Origin of the sequence: Thermogemmatispora carboxidivorans, assembly GCF_000702505.1 — a bacterium.
GTDB lineage: Bacteria > Chloroflexota > Ktedonobacteria > Ktedonobacterales > Ktedonobacteraceae > Thermogemmatispora > Thermogemmatispora carboxidivorans.
This window is the reverse complement of sequence record NZ_JNIM01000001.1, coordinates 1,364,815-1,384,517: the sequence shown is the minus strand read 5'-3', so window position 1 is coordinate 1,384,517 and position 19,703 is coordinate 1,364,815. Positions and strand designations below refer to the sequence as shown.

Genomic DNA, 19,703 nt, shown 5'->3' with positions numbered 1-19,703 from the left:
GCTTCTCCTAGCTGACCGCTGCAGGTGCAAGTCGCAGTAGACACACACCGCCGCGCCGCAGACAGGGAGCTAGGCCAGCTCAGACAGACGCCCGCCTGGCCCCAGCCCCCACGTAAGGGAGAGATGGCGGAGGTTCTTCTCCTCTCCCCATTCCTGTTGGCGAACTACTCACCGCTCAAGCCCTGCCAGTCAGCTTCACTGGCGGCGAACATGCTACCGATGGCCGCGATAATGAGGCAGAAGCAGGTCACGCCTCCGATGATGTACCACCAGCTACTATTGGGAATGAGAGCCGGAATCCAGGAGAAAATAAGGGAATCGACGACAGCAAACAGCGATGAGAGGAGACCGAGCACGACGCTTCCCCAGAGGACCGGCGCCGGAAGGATCAGCTGAGCGTGGAATGCTTTTCGATTGCGCAGGGCCAGCATGATCAGGTTGGCAAAGAGAAATGAGGCAGAGGTCGCCCAGACCAGTGTCGAAGAGGCGAGCATTACATTGTAGACTTCAGTCGTCAGGTCGGCAGGAGAGCCAACGTGTACCACCAGCGGAGCCACGATGAAGATGAGGGCGGTGAGCATGATCGCCACGATGGTCTGGAAGAGGATGGCCCTGGCCGGGATACGGTTGCGACTGAGACGCCCCACGCCAGCAGGGAGGCGTTGATCAATTCCCGCCACCAGCAGTAGGCGAGCATAGCTGCAGTTGTAAGCAACAATAGCAGTGAAGAAAAAGATGATCAGGCAAACAGCCATGAGGTTGCCAGCGATCTTGCCAAGGCTGAGGTCAACAGTGGCGACCAGGGCCGGCAGCAGAGCGCCACTGGTCGGCCCCTCGACGACAAGCAAGGCTGTCGTGGCGATCAGATAGCCGAGCAGCACGATCAACGGCCCCCAGCAGAGGTGGCGCGTGATTACACGCCGGTGCTTGATCTCACCGGCCATGTTGAGCGGCGTCTCGGCCCCAAGATAGGCTAGAATGACCAGGCCAAAGGTGGCAATGTTCCCACCACGCGGAGCGAGAGCAGGCAGCCAGGCCCCTAGCTCGCCAAAGTCGCTCAGGGGAGCATGCCCACTGAGCAGCCACCAGGCAGCCGCTCCCCCCAGAATGACCAGCGCAGCCATAATGGCACCCGCCGCCGCCAGGATGACATTCGCTACCGTGCGAAAACGCTGGAGCGCCAGCAGGCCGGCAAGCGCCAGCGTGCCAATGATGATCAGTCCTTGCTGCCAGGGCAGCATCACCCACTGACGATTCAGTCCCTGAATAAAGGCCAGAACATTATTCGCCGCACTGACCATCACAAGAACACCCGGGAACCAGGCGCAAAAAGCCGCGAAGAAGCTCCAATAGCCTCCAAAGGCTTTGTGGGTCCAGTTATAGAGCGATCCTTCGTACGGAAACATGACCCCCAGCTGGGCTGTGGCGATGACACTGGGCAGAAAGAAGACGAAGGCCCCGATCACCAGGTAGGTGAGCGCCGCCGGGCCCGCCGTACTCGCCGTGTTGCAGTTGGTAATGAAGAAGACAATGACGATAAAAAAGGCAGTCATTTCAAGGGTGCCCAGCACCGCCGGCATGGCTTTGACGACGTATTCTTCTGAGGCCAACTGCTCTTGAGCGCTGTGCCACTTGCCCCTCTCCGAATAGAGTGCCATGAGTTTTCTCCCCCTGACCAGAACCTTCCCACCCGCGCCGGCAGCGATTCCGCCACCCTCACCCCGCTCTTCTTCTTCTTTCCTCTCCCCCGGCTAGCTGGTGATGGGTCCGCTCTTCTCTACGCTGAGTTTACTGCTTTATTTGTTTTTTTCAAGCAAAATAACACAAGATTGGCCACATTTAGCTATAAATAGAAGAAATTCATTATATCTATCAACAAGATGAGAAGGGAGAGAGCAGGCCAGGAGAGGCTGTTTTGAGACAGTCAGTCACTCTCCTGGCCTCAAGAGCTGGGGCTGGATGGGTGGGTCACAGTTTGCTACAGGGGCAGGCAGAGACGTCGCTCTGTTGACCCTGCAGGCTAGGCGACATCGCCGCGCACGATACGTCCCATCTTCTCATAGCGCTCTGGATCGCGGCGCGCCAGATAATTCGCGTACAGCAGGCCACAGATGATCCAGGCCAGGACAAAGAGCGGCAAGATATTGGTTGGGAAGGGCGTGGGAGCAAAACCCAGCGTTGTGAAGAAGGCGCCGACTGGACCAGGGATCGCGGGCATGATAAAGGAGGCCAGTGGGATGAGCAGAACCGCCGAGCTGAGCAGCGGAGCCACAACATGGCGCAAGATCCCAAAGCTGGAGCGGTCAAAGCGCCAGGCAAAGAGGGGGGCCGCCAGGTTGACCATGATGTAAACGATAATGAAGGCGATTGTCCCAGCCGTGGCAAGCCAGGCATAAGGAGCCAGCCCATCTACCTGCTGATAGCCGTTGCCTGACAGGCCGAAACCATAGTTACCTGTCCCCGGCTTCTGCGTCACCAGAGCGAAGAAGGCAATCAGTAGACAGGTAAAGAGCGACTGCGCCACAATGGCAATATGGGGGCTGCGATAGCGGGAGTGTGTCTTCCCAAAGAGAGGTGGCAGGATGCCCTCCCGCCCCATAGCGTAGAGGTAGCGCACCATGCCATTGTGAAAGGCCAGACCGCAGGCTAAGGCACTGGTGCTGATGGCGATGATCATCAGGGCCTGCAACCAGCCGCCAACGTAGTTTGTGGCCAGGGTGTAATAGGCGGTGCTGGGATTGGCGGCAAACTGATCGACGGCATGTTGCCAGCCGTAGCCAATGGTAGCTGAGTAGGACGTCCAGACATAGAGGATGATCAGGAAAGCTACCACGCTGAAGATGGCAACTGGGACTGCCAGACGTGGGTTGCGAGCCTCTTCTCCGTAGACGGCTCCTGCTTCGAAGCCTACCCAGGACCAGACTCCCAAGGCCATGCCGATCCCAATGCCAAGCACTCCCCCTGGCGCCGCCCCTTTGAGGTCTGCCCCCGCCACACTGAAGGTGTGCAGCAGGTCATGGCCGCTTACTCCTCCGCGCAGGCAGATCACCAGGTCGAGGATAACGAGTACACTGATCTCCAGGATCAGGAAAGGGGCCATGGCAACGACTGACCATTTGACGTCAAAGTAGGAGAGAAGGAAAATGAGGAGCGTTCCGACGAGCGCCCAACTCACCCACCCACCAGGCAGATTGAGATGGAGATAGGTTGCAAATGAGCTGTTGGTGTAGGAGCCAAAGGCTCCCATCAGGGCCGCTTCAAAGAGAGCATAGCCGCCCATCATGAGCCAGCCCGCCTGGAAGGCCGTACCTTTTCCCAGGCTGTGACTAACCCAGGTGTAAAAACCACCTGCAGAGGTCAGCCGGCGCGAGAGATAGACAATGGAGACCCCTAGCAACAGGAGTCCTATCCCCGAGAGGAGGAAGACCAGCGGGGAGGCCGCCCCTGCCTGCTGGGCTATGGGTGGCACGTTGAAGAGCATGGCTGAGATGGGAGCCGAGCCGGCAATGCAGAAGTAGAGCACGCCAGGTAGGCCAATGACATTCTTGTGCAGCTTGTCAACGTCGGCTTGGTCGACATCTATATCCCCTTCAAGCAGCCCTTTCTGTACCAGTTCATCTTGCGTCGCCAATGTCACACCTCCATGCAAAACGTCTCCAGGCATCGCGTTGCTGGCAAAGATCGGGCAGCGCGGGCTAGGGAGCCGCCAGCAGGCTTCCTGCACGCGACACACCCTTTCTCTTTTCTGAGCCGGCTCGCTGTAAAAAAGGAGGGAAGAGATCTTTCTCTGCTGCCTTTGAGCTAGCCAGGCACCAGTAAGCCTCAGAGTGGAGGCTCCCCCGCTTGAGCGTGGAGTTCAGGTCTATCCAAGGCTTCTGTTTCGGGAGTTCCTCCGTGATCCCTCCGATAGGCAGTCTACTCAGTCTTGAGAAGGACTGCTATGCCACTCCCATGATTAGGAGTATTTGCTTACTGCGTTACTGGCGCTGGCACGTGGCTGGTCCCGTGAGAGGAGGAGAGGAGCCAAGGCTCGACCAGAGCCTGGGGGCCTGCCCAACAGCAAGATTTCTGCCATTCTGCTCTACGCCCTCCTGGCCACGCATTGCCCCCGCAACTTTTCGGCTTTGCTCGCTTCAGACAAACCCCCGGCGTTTGCTGCTCTCCCCCCCGCCAAAGACAGATAGAGGGTGGCTGTGAGGTTGTGTCCTGGCACAGGAGAGCTTCAGAGAGGAAATGGTGGGCAGCTTTCGCGGAATGCCTGGACCTTGCTGTCGACGTCGACCATGTTCATATGCATTGCTGGCGGAACCATCAGGCTAAAAGTCAGAATCTTGCGATTGAGTTCACGCAGAGTCGCCTCATAGTCGCGCAGGGCTTGCGCCAGCGCGGTGTTGAAGGCTCGCTTCTCACTGGGGAAAGGAGGAAGACGGCGCCTGGCCAGTCGCTGGCGCCGCTCACGCAGTCTGGCCAATCTGGCCTCGGCCTGTTGCAGCTCGCTGCGAATCTCTTTGGCCAGCTCGATCTCTTGGGGAGCAAACCCATTGCTCTTGAGTAGGTGATAGGCTAGCTCTTTCTCGCGTGCATAGGGATTCTCATCCAGCTGCAGTGGCTTGCCCATGCCCGGCAGATGATCAAACACTCCCCTCTCCTGAGCCTCGCGAATCTGGTCCTCTACAAAGTCTCGAAAGCGCCGCTCATCGTAGCCTCTTTGGGTTCGCTCTCCATCGTTCTGCGTTGTTTCTGGCCCCTGCTGCCGTTGATAGAAGGATCGCTGCTTCTCTAAATCCATGCGTTCTCTCTTCTTCTCCTTCTAACCTGATGTGTTCATTCCCTCTCTGGCGCAAGGGAGTCGGTCGTCTCTGTAAGTCCGTCTGACTGCGCCAGAGCTTGCCCTTGAGGGTGGTGGGTCGCGTTCAGACACTGCTCTACCAGCTCATAGACCACGCTCAGGGGTAGCCCGCGTTCTTGAGCGAGCTGACGGCAGCTCTCGTACTCGGGCGCAGCAGTCAGCACGCGCCCACCCAGACGTTTGACCTTGATCGTCACTGGTCCCAGTGGGGTAAGCAGCTCTTCCTGCTGACGCTGTGCTTTGAGGCGCTGCATCTGTTGCAAGCGCACGCCGAGCGTTCCCGAGGAGCGCAGGATCAGCGTCGCCAGCTCCTCGCTCTGCTCGGGGCGCGCCAGGACGCTCAGCAGGGTAGCGGGACGATTCTTCTTCATCTGCAAAGGCGAGAACGTTACATCGAGCGCCCCCGCGGCCAGCAGTTCATCCATCAAGGCCCCTAATAGCTCGGGCGTCGTATTATCCAGGTTGCTCTCAATGAGGGTCACCCAATCACGATCTAGTTCTTCTCCCGCTGAGCCGTCCAGGCGTTCAGCTGCGCCAAGACAGAGACGGAGACAGTTCGGCCAGGGGAGCCGGCGATGGCCAAAACCATAGCCCACTCGTTCGATACGGATAGCGGGCTGCTCGAAGCGGGCGAGCGTAGCAAGAATAGCCGCCCCGGTTGGCGTGACCAGCTCTCCTTCTACCGGACAGGGTCGCCACGGGGCCGCTACGCGCCGTAGAATCTCTAAGGTGGCTGGAGCTGGGACAGGCAGCAGCCCATGCGCCGTCTGCACCATGCCGCCGGTGAGCGGCAGAGGCGAAGTGTAGAGCTGCTTGATGCCAAGCATTTCAATGGCAATGGCTGCTCCGACAATGTCGATAATAGAGTCGACAGCCCCTACTTCATGAAAATGCACCGCTTCGGGTTCTACTCCGTGAACGCTCGCTTCCGCTTCCGCCAGCGTACGAAAGATGGCCAGCGCTCGCGCACGAATCTGAGCAGGCAGAGGAGCATCTTCCAGCATCTGGCGAATCTCGGACCAATGCCGCTCTGGCTGATCAGGGTTCTCTAAGACCACTTCGAAGCGTTGACCGTGGATTCCTCCCTGCTCAACCGACTCCCTGCGCAGCTGATAGCCTTCGACTGGGAGCAGAGCCAGCATCTGCCGCAAGCTCTCCCACGAGAGCCCTGCATCGAGCATTGCCCCCAAGAACATGTTGCCACTGATCCCCGAATAGCAATCCAGATAGGCGATCATTTGCCCTCCTTGTCTCCAAAGTCCTCACCAGTGATGGCGCACTCCGTGACTGGCTCGCCAACAGCATCCACATCTCGGGACCAGACGCGGCGGACAGAAGGCTTTCTTCGATTTTGGCCGGACCCAAGAGTATAATTAAGAGATTGGTAAGAGACCATCTTCGTTCTCCTAGAACAGGACAGGTAACTCGTTCTGAGCCTTGTGCGAAGGGGTCTTAGAGGTGAAGAATTACATGCTAATGCTCCGCACCTGCCTGCGCCTCCTGTGCGGGGTCCTGATCATCATCGGGTTGCTCAATCTCGCCAGCCTGATAGTGCTACCACGTCTTTTTGGCTCATCTAACGCCATGATCTATAGCAGCCTTGTACTGGCAACCGCCCAGATCTTCATCGTCGGCTGCGCCTTCCTCAAGATCAGTAGTGAAGTGCGACATATCGATCAGGAAAACCGACAACTTCGTCAGCAAAACGAGCAGCTTATCGAGGATCAGAAGAACCGCGAACAACTACTGCTCATTCTCAATCACGAGGTCAGAACGCCGCTCGCCGCCATCAAGGGCTACGCGGAGCTGCTGCGTTGCTACCGCGAGCAAATCCCAGGAGAAGTGGGCGATCAATACCTCCAACAAATCAATCACGCCTGCGATGAAGCCACCTTTATCCTGGATTCCATTAGCTTGCCCCAACGAGCTGGCAGTCAGAGCGGAATCGAGCATCTTGACCTCAAAGAAGCAATGCTCTCGGTGCTGGCCTCCTTTGCTCCTCGCCTGCAATTCGAACAGCGGCAGCTTGAGCTGCAGTTGAGCAAGTGTGACGTAATAGCGCAGCCCCTGCAACTACGCCAGGTACTGCGCAATCTGATCAACAATGCGCTTTCCTACTCTCCCACCGGGAGCCGCCTGCGGATCACTTTCACCACCGTCAGGCCAGCCAGCGCTCCACCGACCGCCGAGACAGAAGCCCAGCAGCAGCAGCAGCAGCGTATCTACCTCGCTATTCAGGATGAGGGTGTCGGCATCCCACCCGAGGAGCAGCAACGACTCTTCCAGCCGTTTCAGCGTCTGGAGAGCGGCCAGCGCCTGGCTCCCCAGGGCAAGGGCCTGGGCCTCTATCTCAGCAAGCGACTGCTCGAAGAGATGGGAGGAGAGATCTGGCTGGAAAGTGCCGGTCTGCCCGGTAAAGGAACCTGCGTCTGGCTGAGCCTGCGTCAGGTCTGAGCCACGCTCGGGTGCTGGGTGACCACTCTCCTCCCGCTGCCCGGTTGCTATCTTGCTTGCGCACTCCCTCGCCACCGCGTTAGCTAGTCGACTTCTCCTCTTCATGTACCGACCGCAGCGATTGCTTCTCCATCGACACTCTCTCTACTTTCCCTGCTGATGAAAGGCGAGTGCATTGCGATAAACGTCGACGTAACGCACAGCGGAAGCATGCCAGGAGTAGTCGGCAGCCATCCCTCGACGCTGGAGATCGCGCCAGATGTCCGGAAAGCGATACAGCTCCAGTGCTCGCACAATAGCAGCAAACAGTTCCCAGGGATCATAGCGTGTAAAAGTAAACCCATTCCCTTCACCGCTGCGTGGGTCATACTCATGCACTGTATCGGCCAGGCCTCCCACGCTATGCACAATAGGGACACTGCCATAGCGCATAGCGATCATCTGCCCCAGGCCGCACGGCTCGAAACGCGAGGGCATCAGGAACATATCACTGCCGCTATAGATGCGATGAGCTAACTCCGTATTGAAGGTAAAGAAGCTGGCCACCTGACCTGGATACTGCTGTTCCAGCCCTTGGAACAGCTCCTGATAGTGCGGATCACCAATTCCCAGAACCACAAACTGCACTCCCTGGGCCAGCAGTGGATGGGCGATCTGCGCCAGAAGATCGAAGCCCTTCTGATCGGTCAGGCGCGAGATCATCGCCAGCAAGGGAACATCGGGACGTACAGGCAAGTGGGCCTGCTGCTGCAGCGCTCGCTTATTTTCAGCCCGCCGCTCTAGCGTATTGGCGTTGAAAGGAGCAGCAATATAGCGATCGTTCGCCGGATTCCACTCTTCATAGTCAATACCATTGAGAATGCCGAAGAGTCGGTCCTTGCGCGAACGCAGCAAGTGATCGAGCTTCTCCCCAAAGGCGGGCGTCAGAATCTCCTGGGCGTAACGCTCACTGACCGTGGTAATGGCATCGGCAAAGAGGATGCCACGCCCCATGATGTCAACCACATTGGCCAGCTCAGCGATCTGTGGATAGAGAAAGCCGTTGGCTGCCACCCCAGCCACTTCGAGGATGCGATAGCCAAAGATGCCATGATAGGCCAGATTATGGATCGTATAAACGGTAGCTGCCCCCGCATAAACGGGGTCGTGGCGATAGATAGTATGCATCCAATTCGGCACAATGCCAGTGTGCCAGTCGTTGCAATGAATAATATCGGGTGACCAGTCGAGCGCGCGCATGGCTTCGAGGGCAGCGCGACAGAACAAAATGAAGCGCTCGCCATCGTCAGTATAGCCATAGACGTTCTCGCGCTCAAAAAAGCGGGGGGCATCGATCATGTAAACCGGAATATCGTTGCCGATCGTGCCACGGCGCACGCTCACTTTGGCCTGGAACTTATTCATGTCCACCTTGATGCTATCGAGGACCGGCGTGAGCTGAAAGCGCTCAGGATCAACCTGGCGATAGCGCGGCATGGCCAGGCGTACATCATGTCCCAGGGCTTGCAGGGCCTTGGGAAGGGCCCCAACAACATCAGCCAGGCCGCCGACCTTGACAAAGGGCACGATTTCCGCAGCGAGAATTAAAATCTTGAGCGGACTCTCACTCTGCATACTGCCTACCTGGTCTTCCCGTTCTCACAATCTGCTCCCCATTATACATCATTCCGCCGCCAAAAAAGAGAGCGTCGCAGGCGCCGGCCCCTGTGCAGATCTCACGGATACCAGCCAGCCCTGCGACGCTTTAAAGAGCGCTAGCCTCTCCTCCTCTCGCGCGGGCAGCCTTCTACTGCCTTTCTCTCCCAGACTATACCTTATAGCGATTGCGCACCAGGAAGTAGAACTGGAGAGCGGCAAGCAAGCCCATCAGAACAAAGACAATGATCGCGTCGGGCGCGCCTTTGCCGGGAATCAAGAGGCCCGACGTAAAGGTAATATTCGGCTCTGTCTCACGGAAGCCGGGGATCGAGAAGAAGGCAAAGGCGGCAATATAGATGAAGAGACAGGTGCCCACCACAAGCCACTGACCGAGACAGCCGAGATTGCGCTCGCCCACCACGGAGAACTCGCGCCGCGCCACACTTGTCCAGATCGTGACCATGACCAGCGTGCCGCCACAGAGGAGCAGAGCGATCAGAGCCTCCTCGGGATGCAGGTGAGTCACCAGGGTCGCCAGCCCCAGAATAGCCGCCACCCAGAAGCTTCCAATGATGACCAGATTGCGGTTCGTGCGCCAGACGCGAACCGCCGCCATCAGCAGAACAAAGAAGTTCATCGTCAAGAAAGCATCGACGATGTAGCCCGCCTGCTGCGAGAAGGTACAGGAACCCGGCACCACCGACTTACGCGCACAGACCGTCAGCCAGTCGCCAAGACCTGCCAGAGACCAACTGTGAATCCAGTCAAGCAAAGGATAGAGGAAGAACCAGAGCAGCAGGAAAGCCAGACCGAAGGGCAGAAGATTGACCCCCACTGCATAAAAAGGCGCCATTACCCGCTTGCGCACAGGGCGCATCAGATAATGCAGGCGCAGAGCAAAAGCCCCTAGAGTCGCGGCCACGGCAATGGCCAGCAGCGTGCCCTCGATAGCATTCACCACGAAGAGGCCGGTGACCATCCCACAGCCCTTGGCGAAGTCGATCGCTGCGGGGCAGGCCGGATTGATGCGGGCCGCCAGGGCGTTGGGGTCAACCAACATGGAGAAGAGCATGTAGGCGAAGAGGACAACACTGCCCAGGACCGTGAGACCACGAATCGTCGGCGTGGTCCCGGGATCGCTGCGATCAGGATCGCGCTGCTCCTTAAGCGCCAGAACCCCGTAGAACATAGCGGCGGCTCCGGCGATGAGGAGCACAATGGCGATCAACACAAAATCAACAGCCCCCGGCTCCAGCCAGAGCACATTTCCATCGAGGAGCGGGTTCCAGAAGAGGTTCGCCGATGGGAAGTACTGGCTGTTCGTCGTGACTCCCCCCGCCGTAACCGGGGTGAGCACTGCCCAAAAGAGCAACGCTAGACCTCCGACGAAGAGCACCAGACCCAGGCCCACAAAGAGCATGGGCGGTAGCAACGGCTTGGGGTCGAAGAGAAGGACAATAACCTCAACAATGAAGAAGCCAAGCAAGCAGACCAGACCGAGGGCAAGCGAACCTTGCTCCATGCCCTGCAGCGTGGAAGCTGTCAGCTCATCGAAAATATAGCCAGGAAGCTGCCCGATCAGCAAGGCTGTAATGAAGAAGAAGCCGACCCCAAAGATCAGGGCACGTGCCCACGACATGCGCTCAGGCAGCTCCCGTGGTTGAACTCTCTGCATAGTTGCCAGCCCTTTCAACGACATGTACCACAAACAGTTGCGGCGACATGCTTGATATGGGGCACGAAGCCCCGCTCTGATCATCGCGCCTTTCGCCGGGAGCAAGCGGCCTCTCCTGGCCTCTCGTCAGTCCATGATAGACCAGCAACCCCTGGCAGTGCCTGGCAGACCTACGTATGGGCCAGGAGAACGCCCCGGAGCAAGCAATTGCTCGCTGATCTGCTGCCATTGATCTATCCTCGGCCTGCTCCTCAGCGGGCGAGCTCCTGGCCAGTCAGTTCTTGGTACGGCGAAAGACACACTCACGCTCATCTGCGCTGACACTGGACGTCTACGCAGACCCCAGTATCCACCTGGCTGCCAGCCTCTACAGCCCGTGCTCCTCCTTCCACCTCAGCCTGACTCACGAGAGCAGAGCAAGGTGAGCAATCAGGCAGCCAGACGCCATACAAGGCCGGCAGCCAGACCAAGCAGGTCGCACTCTCAGCAAACGGTTCCTGACTAGGGCACAATCAGTAGAACCGCCACCATGCTTGGATGGTACTGGCAATAGTAGTAGACCTTATGGTCCTTATTCAGATTATAGGCCGCCATCGTCACCGTGTAGCTGAAGGTACCATTGGTCAAGATCGGCTTTGACAGGCCAGAGTCAAAAATGTTTGAGGCGATCTTCTTATTGTTCAGATCCTCTGTCTGGAGAGCCGTGACCGTATGAGCCTGAGTATCCTTATTCACCCAGGTAATCGTGGTTCCTACCTTCACCTTCACGTAGATCGGGTCATAGCAGGCCGGCGAGCAGCTCGCCCCACTGGGGGCGGTCACCATATCGATCGTGACATTCTTCTTCGAAGTCAGATCGACCGGATTGCCGAACTGACCGCTGCTCTCCTGAGCGACCGCCGTCTGATAGGCCGTCGGGTTATTCTTCTGGATGAGCGCCGGCACCTGGTCAAAACCGTTACCAGATGGCAGCCCATTGGCCTTCAAATAATCCGGATCAGACGAGCGAATCAGCTCAAAGAGATATTGGATATCAATGTTGGTCAGAGGGCCGCCGTAATCCTCACTCCAGGCCGGCATGATTGCCACGTTGAGCTGATTAGTGCTTGTATTATAGATACCTGCGCTAATAATGCGCAGCAGATCATTATCGCTCAACTTATTGACCTGGGGATTATTGTTCAAGCTGGGGCCGACACGCCCCTGACCCTTAGTGCCGTGACACTGGAAGCAGTACTGAGCATAGAGCTCAGCGCCGCGCTCCAGGGCCGTTTGATGCTGCTGGACCTTGGCCATCGCCTGGCCATTGCTCTCCATGATCCAGAAGACGGGGATCATCAGCGTGATCAGGGAGAGCATGATCAGCGCCCCATAGCCGCTCTTCTCAACCGCGTTCGTGCGTGAGTAAAAGAGATAGAGCAGGCCGCCAACGGCCACCAGCAGCACGACAATGCCTATAGCTGCCTGGACAGGATTGATCATACGCGCTACCTTTCCAAGAGTTTTCCCTGTGTTCTTTCTCTTACCTCCAGCCAGGAATCTGCACGGGGAGCAGACAGCCTCCGAATATCAGATCGGAGATCAGCGGAGAGCGAGGCCAGGCAGTGACCGTACCGGCGGGAAGGCCGGGCCGAAGCTACCGCAGCTGCGCACTAGCAGCCTGGCCCTTTCGGGTCCTCACTGGCCAGCCACCCGTCCAGGAGCCGGAGCAGAGAAAGGACCATCAGGCGCAGGCAATCGTCGGCTCGGGGATCAGGCGGGTGGACGCATCGGGATGCTGAACCTTATTGTTCAGCTGAGACGTGTCCACGATCACGCTCTCACCCTGGAAGAGAATGCGGAAGCGATCCAGACTGCGGGGCGCCGGGCCATCGAGGAACTCGCCATCAACATTATAATGCGAGCCGTGGCACGGGCACTTAAAGCTCACACAGTCATCGCGGAATGGCACCGTGCAGCCCAGATGGACGCAACGCTGATAGAGCGCCACCCAGTACGAGCCATCGCTATCCTTGACAACCCACTCTGAATCCAGCTGATCGTTCAGAGCCTGGCCAGAGAGCAGCAAAGGCGTATCCTTGGCCAGATGGATCACATAAGTCTTGGCCTCTTGGCGATAAAAGACGCCAGCTTGATCCAGCTTAGCCTCGGAAGGCTTGGCGGCAGGAAAATCGCTCTTATTGCCCACATTGAGGGCCGAGCCGAACTGGCCAGCCAGATTCGGATAGAGCATATTCAATGCCCCGGCCACCGCAGTCGTCGCCGAGAGGCCCCAGACAGCCAGCGTGGCGCGGCGCAGAAAGCGCCGGCGCGAAAGGCGTTGCCGGGCAAGCTCGGCAGCCTCTGCGCCGCCGCCGTGGAGCACCTCGTACTGCTGCGGTGTCAAGGGTGGCCTATCTACATCCCGCGGCGGGAAATCCATACTCATAGAGAACAGATCCTTTCCTTCCGTTTTCCCAGAGTTCCCTTACAGGTCGAAGAACAGACCTTGCCAGGGCCAGTACCACACCCAGCCGGGGCCACGGAAGAAACTCCCGGCCAGAGTCACACAGGCCCAGAAGACCACAAACATTGTGAAGGTCACAATGGCGATCTTGCGGTCTGCGTAGGCACGGCTGGGATTGCGATCCACGTAGGGCAGGCAGGCCAGGCCGACCAGCACCAGCCCTGGGATGAGCACACCGGCAGTCGTTGGTGGGAAGTAGTGCAGCAGCTCCTGCAAGCCCAGGAAGTACCAGGGAGCCTTGGCCGGGTTCGGCGTGACGTTGGGATTCGCCGGCTCCCGTAGCGGCGCGTCGATCGCCACCGAGAGCAGGGTCAGCATGACCATCACGATGGTGGAGGCAAAGAACTCTCGCACCAGCAAATGAGGCCAGACAAAAACCGAGTCCTCCAGCGGTTTCTCAACGCGCGTGATGGCCTCCTGCCTCACTACCGCCAGCGTACGATAGCGTCGCTGGGTTGCCGCTGCTTGCGTCTGTACCTTTGGCTCCTGTTCGATTGCCATTGGCCTATCCTCTCATCTTCGTTCTAATCCCTGAGCCAGCTTTTCTTGACAGGCCAGGCCAGCCTGGCTGGCCTGGTGAGCAGCCAGAGACAGCAACGGCTTTCTCTTTCTTAGTCTCGCTTCTACTCCTTGCTTGAGCAAGCGGAGTGGGCCTTGCCCATCCTGGAAGGAAGAGCCTGGCCTACGAAGAAGGAATTCCTCAAGGCTTGACCTCTGCCTTCCCCAGTGGCCTCTCGCTCAGGCCACCTCCCGCCTCGCCTGCTGAGCAGCAAGCAGAGGGCTAGCGGGCAGCCGTTGGCGCCAGCCCCTGCTCGGCTTCTGCCAGACGAGCTTCCAGCTCGCGCCGCGACGGTGGCGGTGGCCCAGCCGCTCCTCCATCCTTGCGGATACGCCAGAAGTGCACCGCCAGCAGAATAGCCGTGGCCAGCGGCAGCAAAATCACGTGTCCAACATAGAAGCGAATCAGGGTCGCCTGACCAACCGCGGGACCACCCACCAGCACCTGGTAGACCGGCTGACCGAGAATCGGAGTGTACGGGGCCAGGTTGGTTCCCACCGTAATCGCCCACAGAGCAATCTGGTCCCACGGAAGCAAATAGCCTGTAAAGCTCAGGAAGAGAGTACAGAAGAAGAGGCCCACGCCCACAACCCAGTTGAACTCGCGCGGCGGCTTGTAAGCCCCATGATAGAAAACGCGGATCATGTGCAGGGTCACGGAGACGACCATCAGGTGGGCCGCCCAGCGGTGCATGTTGCGCACCAGATGGCCAAAGGAGACCGCGCTGCTGAGCTGGTTGATGTTCTGATAGGCCGTGTGGGTCTCAGGAACATAATAAAACATGAGAAAAACCCCGGTCAGGGTCAGCACCAGGAAGAGGAAGAAGGAGATCCCCCCCATACACCAGGTATAGGTGATCTTCATCGCCTGGCGGCTCACCTTCACCGGGTGCAGATGCAGGAAGACGTTCCCCATCATCACCAGCGACTGGTTGAGTGGGGTGTCCGGATAGCCGTGGCGGAATATCGATCGCCAGAGCTGGCTCGTCACTATCTTCTGCGTGATGATGTCGAGCAAGCTCTTCTTTTCAGGTAGTGAACTCACACACAGTTCCTCCTGTTCTCATCCCTCAGCGAGCGTGACGACCATCTGAGCTGCCGCTCATAGGTTCGTTCCTTGCCTGCTTTTGTCCAGCAAGTCCTGCTCGGGGCCAGTTAGCAGCAACGAGATGGGAGTTGGGCGCTCAGCTGCGTGGCAGATTATACCACACCCGCTCTCTCCCTGAGTACCCCTTCCCAACAGGGTCCTGCCTCGCTCGGCTCCTCCCCCTTCTCCTCTAGGAAAGAGGCTGCTTCTGCGCCAGATGGGTAAGGTCGAACGGGCGGACAGGGCGGTTTTCTCTCTTCTCCCCCCGCCCCCAGCACGCTCCGAGGAGCGGCCCGCTCTTTCTCTGCCCCTGATTGTTAGATTACAGAGTTCTCCCGAGGAGAGCATCAGGTGTTTACCTGATTTTGTCTGCTGGCACCTCGCTCATCCCCCTTCCGCTCTCATCCAGAAGGCCACTCTGTGCTCCAGGGAAGGTCATGCCCGTTTTACCTTGTAGTACACCTCTTTTGAGGAGAAAGACCGGCGTGGAGGTTCTCAGCCACCCGGGAGATTATAGCATGGGAACCGGAGGAGAACATCAGGTAAATACCTGATTCTGCCCTCCTCCTCGCGCTTTGCCAGGTTCCTCCCGCGATTGTCTTCTTTCTGAAGCGTCGGCTGACCTGGGAGATCGGGGGAAGCCGATAAAATAGGAGAGAATAGCATTCAACCATTTTTTGCTTTCTCTACTCATACACCATCAGTGTTATACTGAATGCACCATTTCAAGTTGCTAATAGTATAGCTAGCTCAGGCAACCGGGGATCACAGGCGCGGTTTTGTGTGCGCTCGTTTGACAGGCAAGCCCCCCAAGGCTACAATTAAAGGAGAGGGAGGCTCATCCTTGCCAAGCGTAGAGAGGTTCAAGAGCTATGGAGCGCAAGATCACCCTGGCCGGGTCGGGGGTCCAGAGCTGGCCACGACTGCTCAGGCCCCTGCTCAGCCTGCCTATCTTCTATAAAGTTCTGATCGCCAACAGCCTCATCATCTTTGTTGGTGCCACCGGCGGTACCTGGCTGGCCTCCCACTTGAACGATAGCCGGCAGGGACTGGCAACCCCTACCTCGCTGGTCATTTTTATTACGGTGGGTTGGCTGGTGAGTGTGGCCTTGAATTTCTTGCTGTTGCAGATCGCTTTCCGGCCACTGATGGACCTGGGCAAGGTGATGAGCCGCGTCCAGAAGGGCGAGCGCTCTCTGCGCGCTCCGCTGACTGGGCTTGATCCTCAAGCCGACCAGCTCGCTGCTACCTTCAACGTGATGCTGGAGGCCATTGACGAGGCTTCGCGCCTGCGTTCAACCCAGATCATCAATGCTCAGGAGCAGGAGCGCAAACGGATCGCTCGCGAGTTGCACGACGAAACCAGCCAGATGCTCACCTCGCTGCTGATCAGCCTGGCCATCCTGGAGAAGTCGGTGACCAGTCCCGAGGCCCGGGAGCGTATCGCCGATACACGCAATCTAGCCCATCAAACGCTGCGGGCCATCCGTAACTTGAGCATCGATCTGCGCCCCAGCGCCCTGGACGACCTCGGCCTGCTGCCAGCGCTGCGCTGGTATATTAAAGAATATCAACAGAAATGCTCCATCGAGGTAGAGTTTTCTGCCACAGGCTTCAAGGGGCGGCTGCCCGCCGAGATGGAGACCGTGCTCTACCGCATTGTGCAAGAGGCTCTGACCAACACCGCTCGTCATGCCAATGCGACCAGAGTCTCTATTGCGCTGCGGGAGGAGGAAGGGGCCGTCCACGCTACGATCAGCGATAATGGCTGCGGCTTCGATGTCGAGGCCTTGATGAAGACGCCAGGCCAGGAGCGCGGTCTCGGTCTGGCCGGAATGCAGGAACGTGCCGTTCTCCTCGATGGCTCTCTGGATATTCAGTCACGCCCCGGTGCAGGTACCACTATCGAGGTACGCTTGCCCCTGCGCCAGAGCGATAGCCAGTCTGGCCTTTACGCTGAGCTGACACCTTCGGAGACGCAACCGCGCGGAGGTCCGGTAACGGTATGACGACAACGACGAGTACAGCGGAGACGACGAAAGCCGTGCAGAAGATTCGCATTCTCCTGGCTGATGACCATACCATCCTGCGCGCTGGCTTGAAGATGATGCTCAACGCTCAGCCCGATATGGAGGTAGTTGGCGAAGCGCAGGATGGCCGTCAGGCTCTCCAGGAAGCGCTTCGCCTCCAACCCGATATCGTGCTCATGGATATCACTATGCCCGACATGAGCGGGATCGAGGCTACGCGGCAGATCAAAAAACAGGTTCCCGAGACCAAGGTGCTCATTCTGACGATGCACGAGAACGATGAATATATCTTTCAGGCGCTGCGGGCGGGTGCCTCGGGCTATATGCTCAAGGAGGCCGCCGACACCGATTTGATCTCAGCGCTGCACGTCATCCAGAATGGCCAGGTCTACCTGTCGCCGGTGGCTCAGTCGGTCATGGTAGGCGACTACCTGCAGCGTGTGCGCGCCGGTGAGGAGAAGGATAGCTATGAGAGCCTCACTGAGCGAGAGCGGGAAATTCTGAAGCTGGTGGCTGAGGGGTATACCAATACAAAGATCGCCGAACGCCTGGTTATCAGCCCCAAGACGGTTGACACGCACCGCACCCACATTATGGATAAACTGAATCTCCATAGCCGCGCCGAGCTGGTCAAGTACGCGATGCGGCGCGGCTTGCTGGAAGACTAGCTGGGCGGCGCATCCCTTCCGCCCGCCAGTGAAATTCGTCGGCCTGGCCGCCGAGTGAGCCTCTTTTCGGTGACAGCGGCGAGGATGAGAGAGGGGGCAACCACATTACACCTCATCCTCATCGCTGAGGCCAGCCCCTCGCTCGCCCTCTCCGGCGAAATACTCGTCGCTGTAGAAGCCGACGTCTCTGCCAACGTAGACGCTCACTAGAAAGTCGTCGCGTGGCATATCTGCTGAAAGGACCAGGTCTTCGTCGATCTGCTCGATCAGTTTGGTCAGCTCAGCCTCCTCCAGCTCACGCTCCAGGATCAAGGTACCGTGCACTGCCGTTGTAGTGAAGTGGATGTCAATGGTACCAAGCCGCGTGCTGTTCTGCAGGCTATTACCCTGCATGATGTAATAGCCTTCTGAGTAGGGTGTGCGGAAGTGTCGTTCGAAGCGAATGTCTTCCATAAGCCTGCCAGGTCTGCGCGGCAGCTGGGCTTGACCGCCGCGCCCTCCTTTCTGATCACCAGATCTACGCCACACTGTCCGTCGATCGTGAAGCATGGGAAGCGAAGCTATCCCGCTTTCCAGTGCCTATCAGCCCTACCCCCGGGGGGAATAGGTCTGCACCGGATATCGCGCACATTATAACATAGTTCCGTCGCAATGGGGGATAGATAGATCACTTCTTCCACGCAATGCCAGCCTTCCCAGTTTCGCCGGTCACGTTGGTCTGCGCTTAGCTGAGAAAGCGGAAGGAGGCTCGTGCTGGCGCAAAGACCTGCTTCTCCTCATCTGTGTAGATCTTTTGATATGCCAGCTGCATGAAGGTGTAGAGATGGCCGGCGTGACTTGTGGCCAGCAGGGATTCTGTGTAGCTGGCACCCGCGATTACTACTGTTCCCCGCAGCTGTTGCCAGCTCGCACCGCCAAAAATCAGAGGGTCCGCTGATTTGGCACCAGTCAGACCTATCTGGCTCGCCTCTTTCTGGAGATAGTGGGCCAGGTCTTGATCGGTAGCAGGAGTTACCAGGACGATCATCTGTCCGGTGTGCGTGCTATCGCTAAAAGTGACCTTTCCCTGCTGGTAATCCAGGCGATAGCTCCACCCTTGTGGGTATGAGAGCGCTACGCCGAGGCGCTGATCGCTAAATGCCTGCTGAGGTTGAGTAATGAGTGGAACACTGAACGGCTGATACACCACCACCCAGGCAGTCAAAGCGCCGCTGATGAGGAGCAAAGCCAGAATCAGCGCGACAATGGCCAGCGGTCGCTTACGTCGCCGTGGAGCCTGGCCTTCGGCGGCAGTTGAGCGCGCAGCCGGCGACGAGCCGGGCTTTTCGACCTGGGGCAGAGCCGCCGTTTCCTCAGCTTCCCAGTGGCGGAGCGAGGGATGAGCCAGGTGGGGGGCCTGCTCACTCTTGCTAGCTCCCCAGCTGGCGATCTCTGCCGGTCTGGAGGGAGGCCCTCCCGCTCCAGTCCCTGTGGCCGGAGCCCCAAAGAAGGAGGCTTCACCAATCCCCGGTAACGATGGAGGTGACCCAGCAGGTGAGGGAAGCGAGGACGCGGGCAACGGGGTGACAGGCTGAGAGCGCCACGGGCCAGAGGCTACCCCAGGCCCGGCAGGAGGCTGCGCTGCCAGGCGCATGGTGTCCAGCTCCTCAATGTCCCCCGAGAGGGCACGAGAACTGACTGGCCCTTTGCCAGGCCGGTCCAGCTCCCTGCTCAACTCGTGCTCCTGCCAACGGGTAGGGCGAGGCGTTGAGGCACGCTCAATGACTAGCCCTGGCCCGGGACTGGCCTTGAGCGGCATCGTCGGTAGATCATCGACAGCCGCCTGAGGCCGATCCTCTTGCCTGCTGGGGTGGGCATGTTCCGAGCGTGATAGCTCTATCCCTAAGAGATGCCCCTGCGTGGGCATGTCTTCATAGGGGAGAGAAGGCAAGGCGCTCTCAGCCGGAGCCAGAGACCAACCCTCCTCGGTCAACGTCTGCCCCGAGACCGGCTGCTGCCGAGGTTCAGCAGCGCTTACTTCCGCCGGCTGAGGCATAATCAGGGTCTCATTCTCCTCCCAGACACGGACATGCAACTCGCGCGGGGAGAGCGGGCGAGCTGGGCGCGGCTCCTCTGTTGGAGCAGAGGGTAGGGACGACTGATCAGCCTCTTCTGTCGGAGTCTCTTCCGAGCGAGTAGCAGGCACTGCCGAGGTTGGCGCATCAGCCAACCAGGCCCGGCGCCAGGCCTCTGCCACCG

14 protein-coding genes and 1 pseudogene are annotated in these 19,703 nt (G+C 58.5%); 3 read left to right on the top strand and 12 right to left on the bottom strand.

What is annotated here, in order from left to right; translation table 11 throughout:
• Nucleotides 1–164 precede the first annotated feature (164 nt).
• The 4 genes and pseudogenes from N688_RS05495 to larC form a co-directional block, all read right to left on the bottom strand.
• Nucleotides 165–1,658, bottom strand: coding sequence for an APC family permease (locus N688_RS05495; protein WP_052888339.1), 1,494 nt, complete (start codon nucleotides 1,656–1,658; stop codon nucleotides 165–167).
• Nucleotides 1,659–2,020: 362 nt separating this feature from the next.
• Nucleotides 2,021–3,631 (bottom strand): APC family permease, encoded by a 1,611-nt coding sequence (locus N688_RS05490; protein WP_162179500.1) that lies wholly within the window; start codon nucleotides 3,629–3,631, stop codon nucleotides 2,021–2,023.
• Between the two features lie 591 nt (nucleotides 3,632–4,222).
• On the bottom strand, nucleotides 4,223–4,789 hold the full coding sequence (locus tag N688_RS05485) for a DnaJ family domain-containing protein (RefSeq protein ID WP_052888337.1): 567 nt from the start codon (nucleotides 4,787–4,789) through the stop codon (nucleotides 4,223–4,225).
• A gap of 131 nt (nucleotides 4,790–4,920) precedes the next feature.
• Nucleotides 4,921–6,087, bottom strand: a pseudogene (gene larC, locus N688_RS05480) (nickel pincer cofactor biosynthesis protein LarC); the annotation flags it as partial.
• 220 nt (nucleotides 6,088–6,307) lie between these two features.
• Between larC and N688_RS05475 the strand changes: the two are divergent.
• Entirely contained in the window at nucleotides 6,308–7,303 is a 996-nt protein-coding gene (locus N688_RS05475; RefSeq protein ID WP_156025313.1) for a sensor histidine kinase, read from the top strand.
• 144 nt (nucleotides 7,304–7,447) lie between these two features.
• Here the strand turns inward: N688_RS05475 and glgA are convergent, their stop codons facing one another.
• The 6 genes from glgA to extP form a co-directional block, all read right to left on the bottom strand.
• A complete protein-coding gene (glgA, locus tag N688_RS05470; RefSeq protein WP_052888334.1) occupies nucleotides 7,448–8,917 on the bottom strand; it encodes a glycogen synthase GlgA in 1,470 nt (489 codons plus the stop codon).
• Nucleotides 8,918–9,110: 193 nt separating this feature from the next.
• A complete protein-coding gene (locus N688_RS05465; protein ID WP_052888333.1) occupies nucleotides 9,111–10,580 on the bottom strand; it encodes a hypothetical protein in 1,470 nt (489 codons plus the stop codon).
• Nucleotides 10,581–11,117: 537 nt separating this feature from the next.
• Complete coding sequence (locus N688_RS05460) at nucleotides 11,118–12,098, bottom strand: c-type cytochrome (protein WP_052888332.1); 981 nt, start codon at nucleotides 12,096–12,098, stop codon at nucleotides 11,118–11,120.
• A gap of 241 nt (nucleotides 12,099–12,339) precedes the next feature.
• Nucleotides 12,340–13,044: a QcrA and Rieske domain-containing protein gene (locus N688_RS05455; protein ID WP_052888331.1), complete on the bottom strand. Its 705-nt coding sequence runs from the start codon at nucleotides 13,042–13,044 to the stop codon at nucleotides 12,340–12,342.
• Nucleotides 13,045–13,083: 39 nt separating this feature from the next.
• A complete protein-coding gene (locus N688_RS05450) occupies nucleotides 13,084–13,623 on the bottom strand; it encodes a cytochrome b family protein (protein WP_052888330.1) in 540 nt (179 codons plus the stop codon).
• Between the two features lie 280 nt (nucleotides 13,624–13,903).
• Entirely contained in the window at nucleotides 13,904–14,725 is an 822-nt protein-coding gene (gene extP / locus N688_RS05445; RefSeq protein WP_052888329.1) for a selenite/tellurite reduction operon b-type cytochrome ExtP, read from the bottom strand.
• Between the two features lie 914 nt (nucleotides 14,726–15,639).
• On the opposite strand from extP, the gene N688_RS05440 reads away from it, so the two are divergent.
• Both N688_RS05440 and N688_RS05435 read left to right on the top strand, forming a co-directional pair.
• Complete coding sequence (locus N688_RS05440; RefSeq protein WP_052888328.1) at nucleotides 15,640–16,776, top strand: HAMP domain-containing sensor histidine kinase; 1,137 nt, start codon at nucleotides 15,640–15,642, stop codon at nucleotides 16,774–16,776.
• Complete coding sequence (locus tag N688_RS05435; RefSeq protein ID WP_052888327.1) at nucleotides 16,773–17,465, top strand: response regulator; 693 nt, start codon at nucleotides 16,773–16,775, stop codon at nucleotides 17,463–17,465. The genes N688_RS05440 and N688_RS05435 overlap by 4 nt, the downstream gene beginning before the upstream one ends.
• Before the next feature lie 105 nt (nucleotides 17,466–17,570).
• Here N688_RS05435 and N688_RS05430 read toward each other — a convergent pair whose 3' ends face one another.
• Together N688_RS05430 and N688_RS05425 are read right to left on the bottom strand one after the other, a co-directional pair.
• Nucleotides 17,571–17,918, bottom strand: coding sequence for a hypothetical protein (locus tag N688_RS05430; RefSeq protein ID WP_156025311.1), 348 nt, complete (start codon nucleotides 17,916–17,918; stop codon nucleotides 17,571–17,573).
• Between the two features lie 271 nt (nucleotides 17,919–18,189).
• Nucleotides 18,190–19,701 carry a hypothetical protein gene (locus tag N688_RS05425; protein WP_238321067.1) on the bottom strand — a complete coding sequence of 504 codons (1,512 nt, stop codon included), beginning with the start codon at nucleotides 19,699–19,701 and terminating at the stop codon, nucleotides 18,190–18,192.
• Nucleotides 19,702–19,703 lie beyond the last annotated feature (2 nt).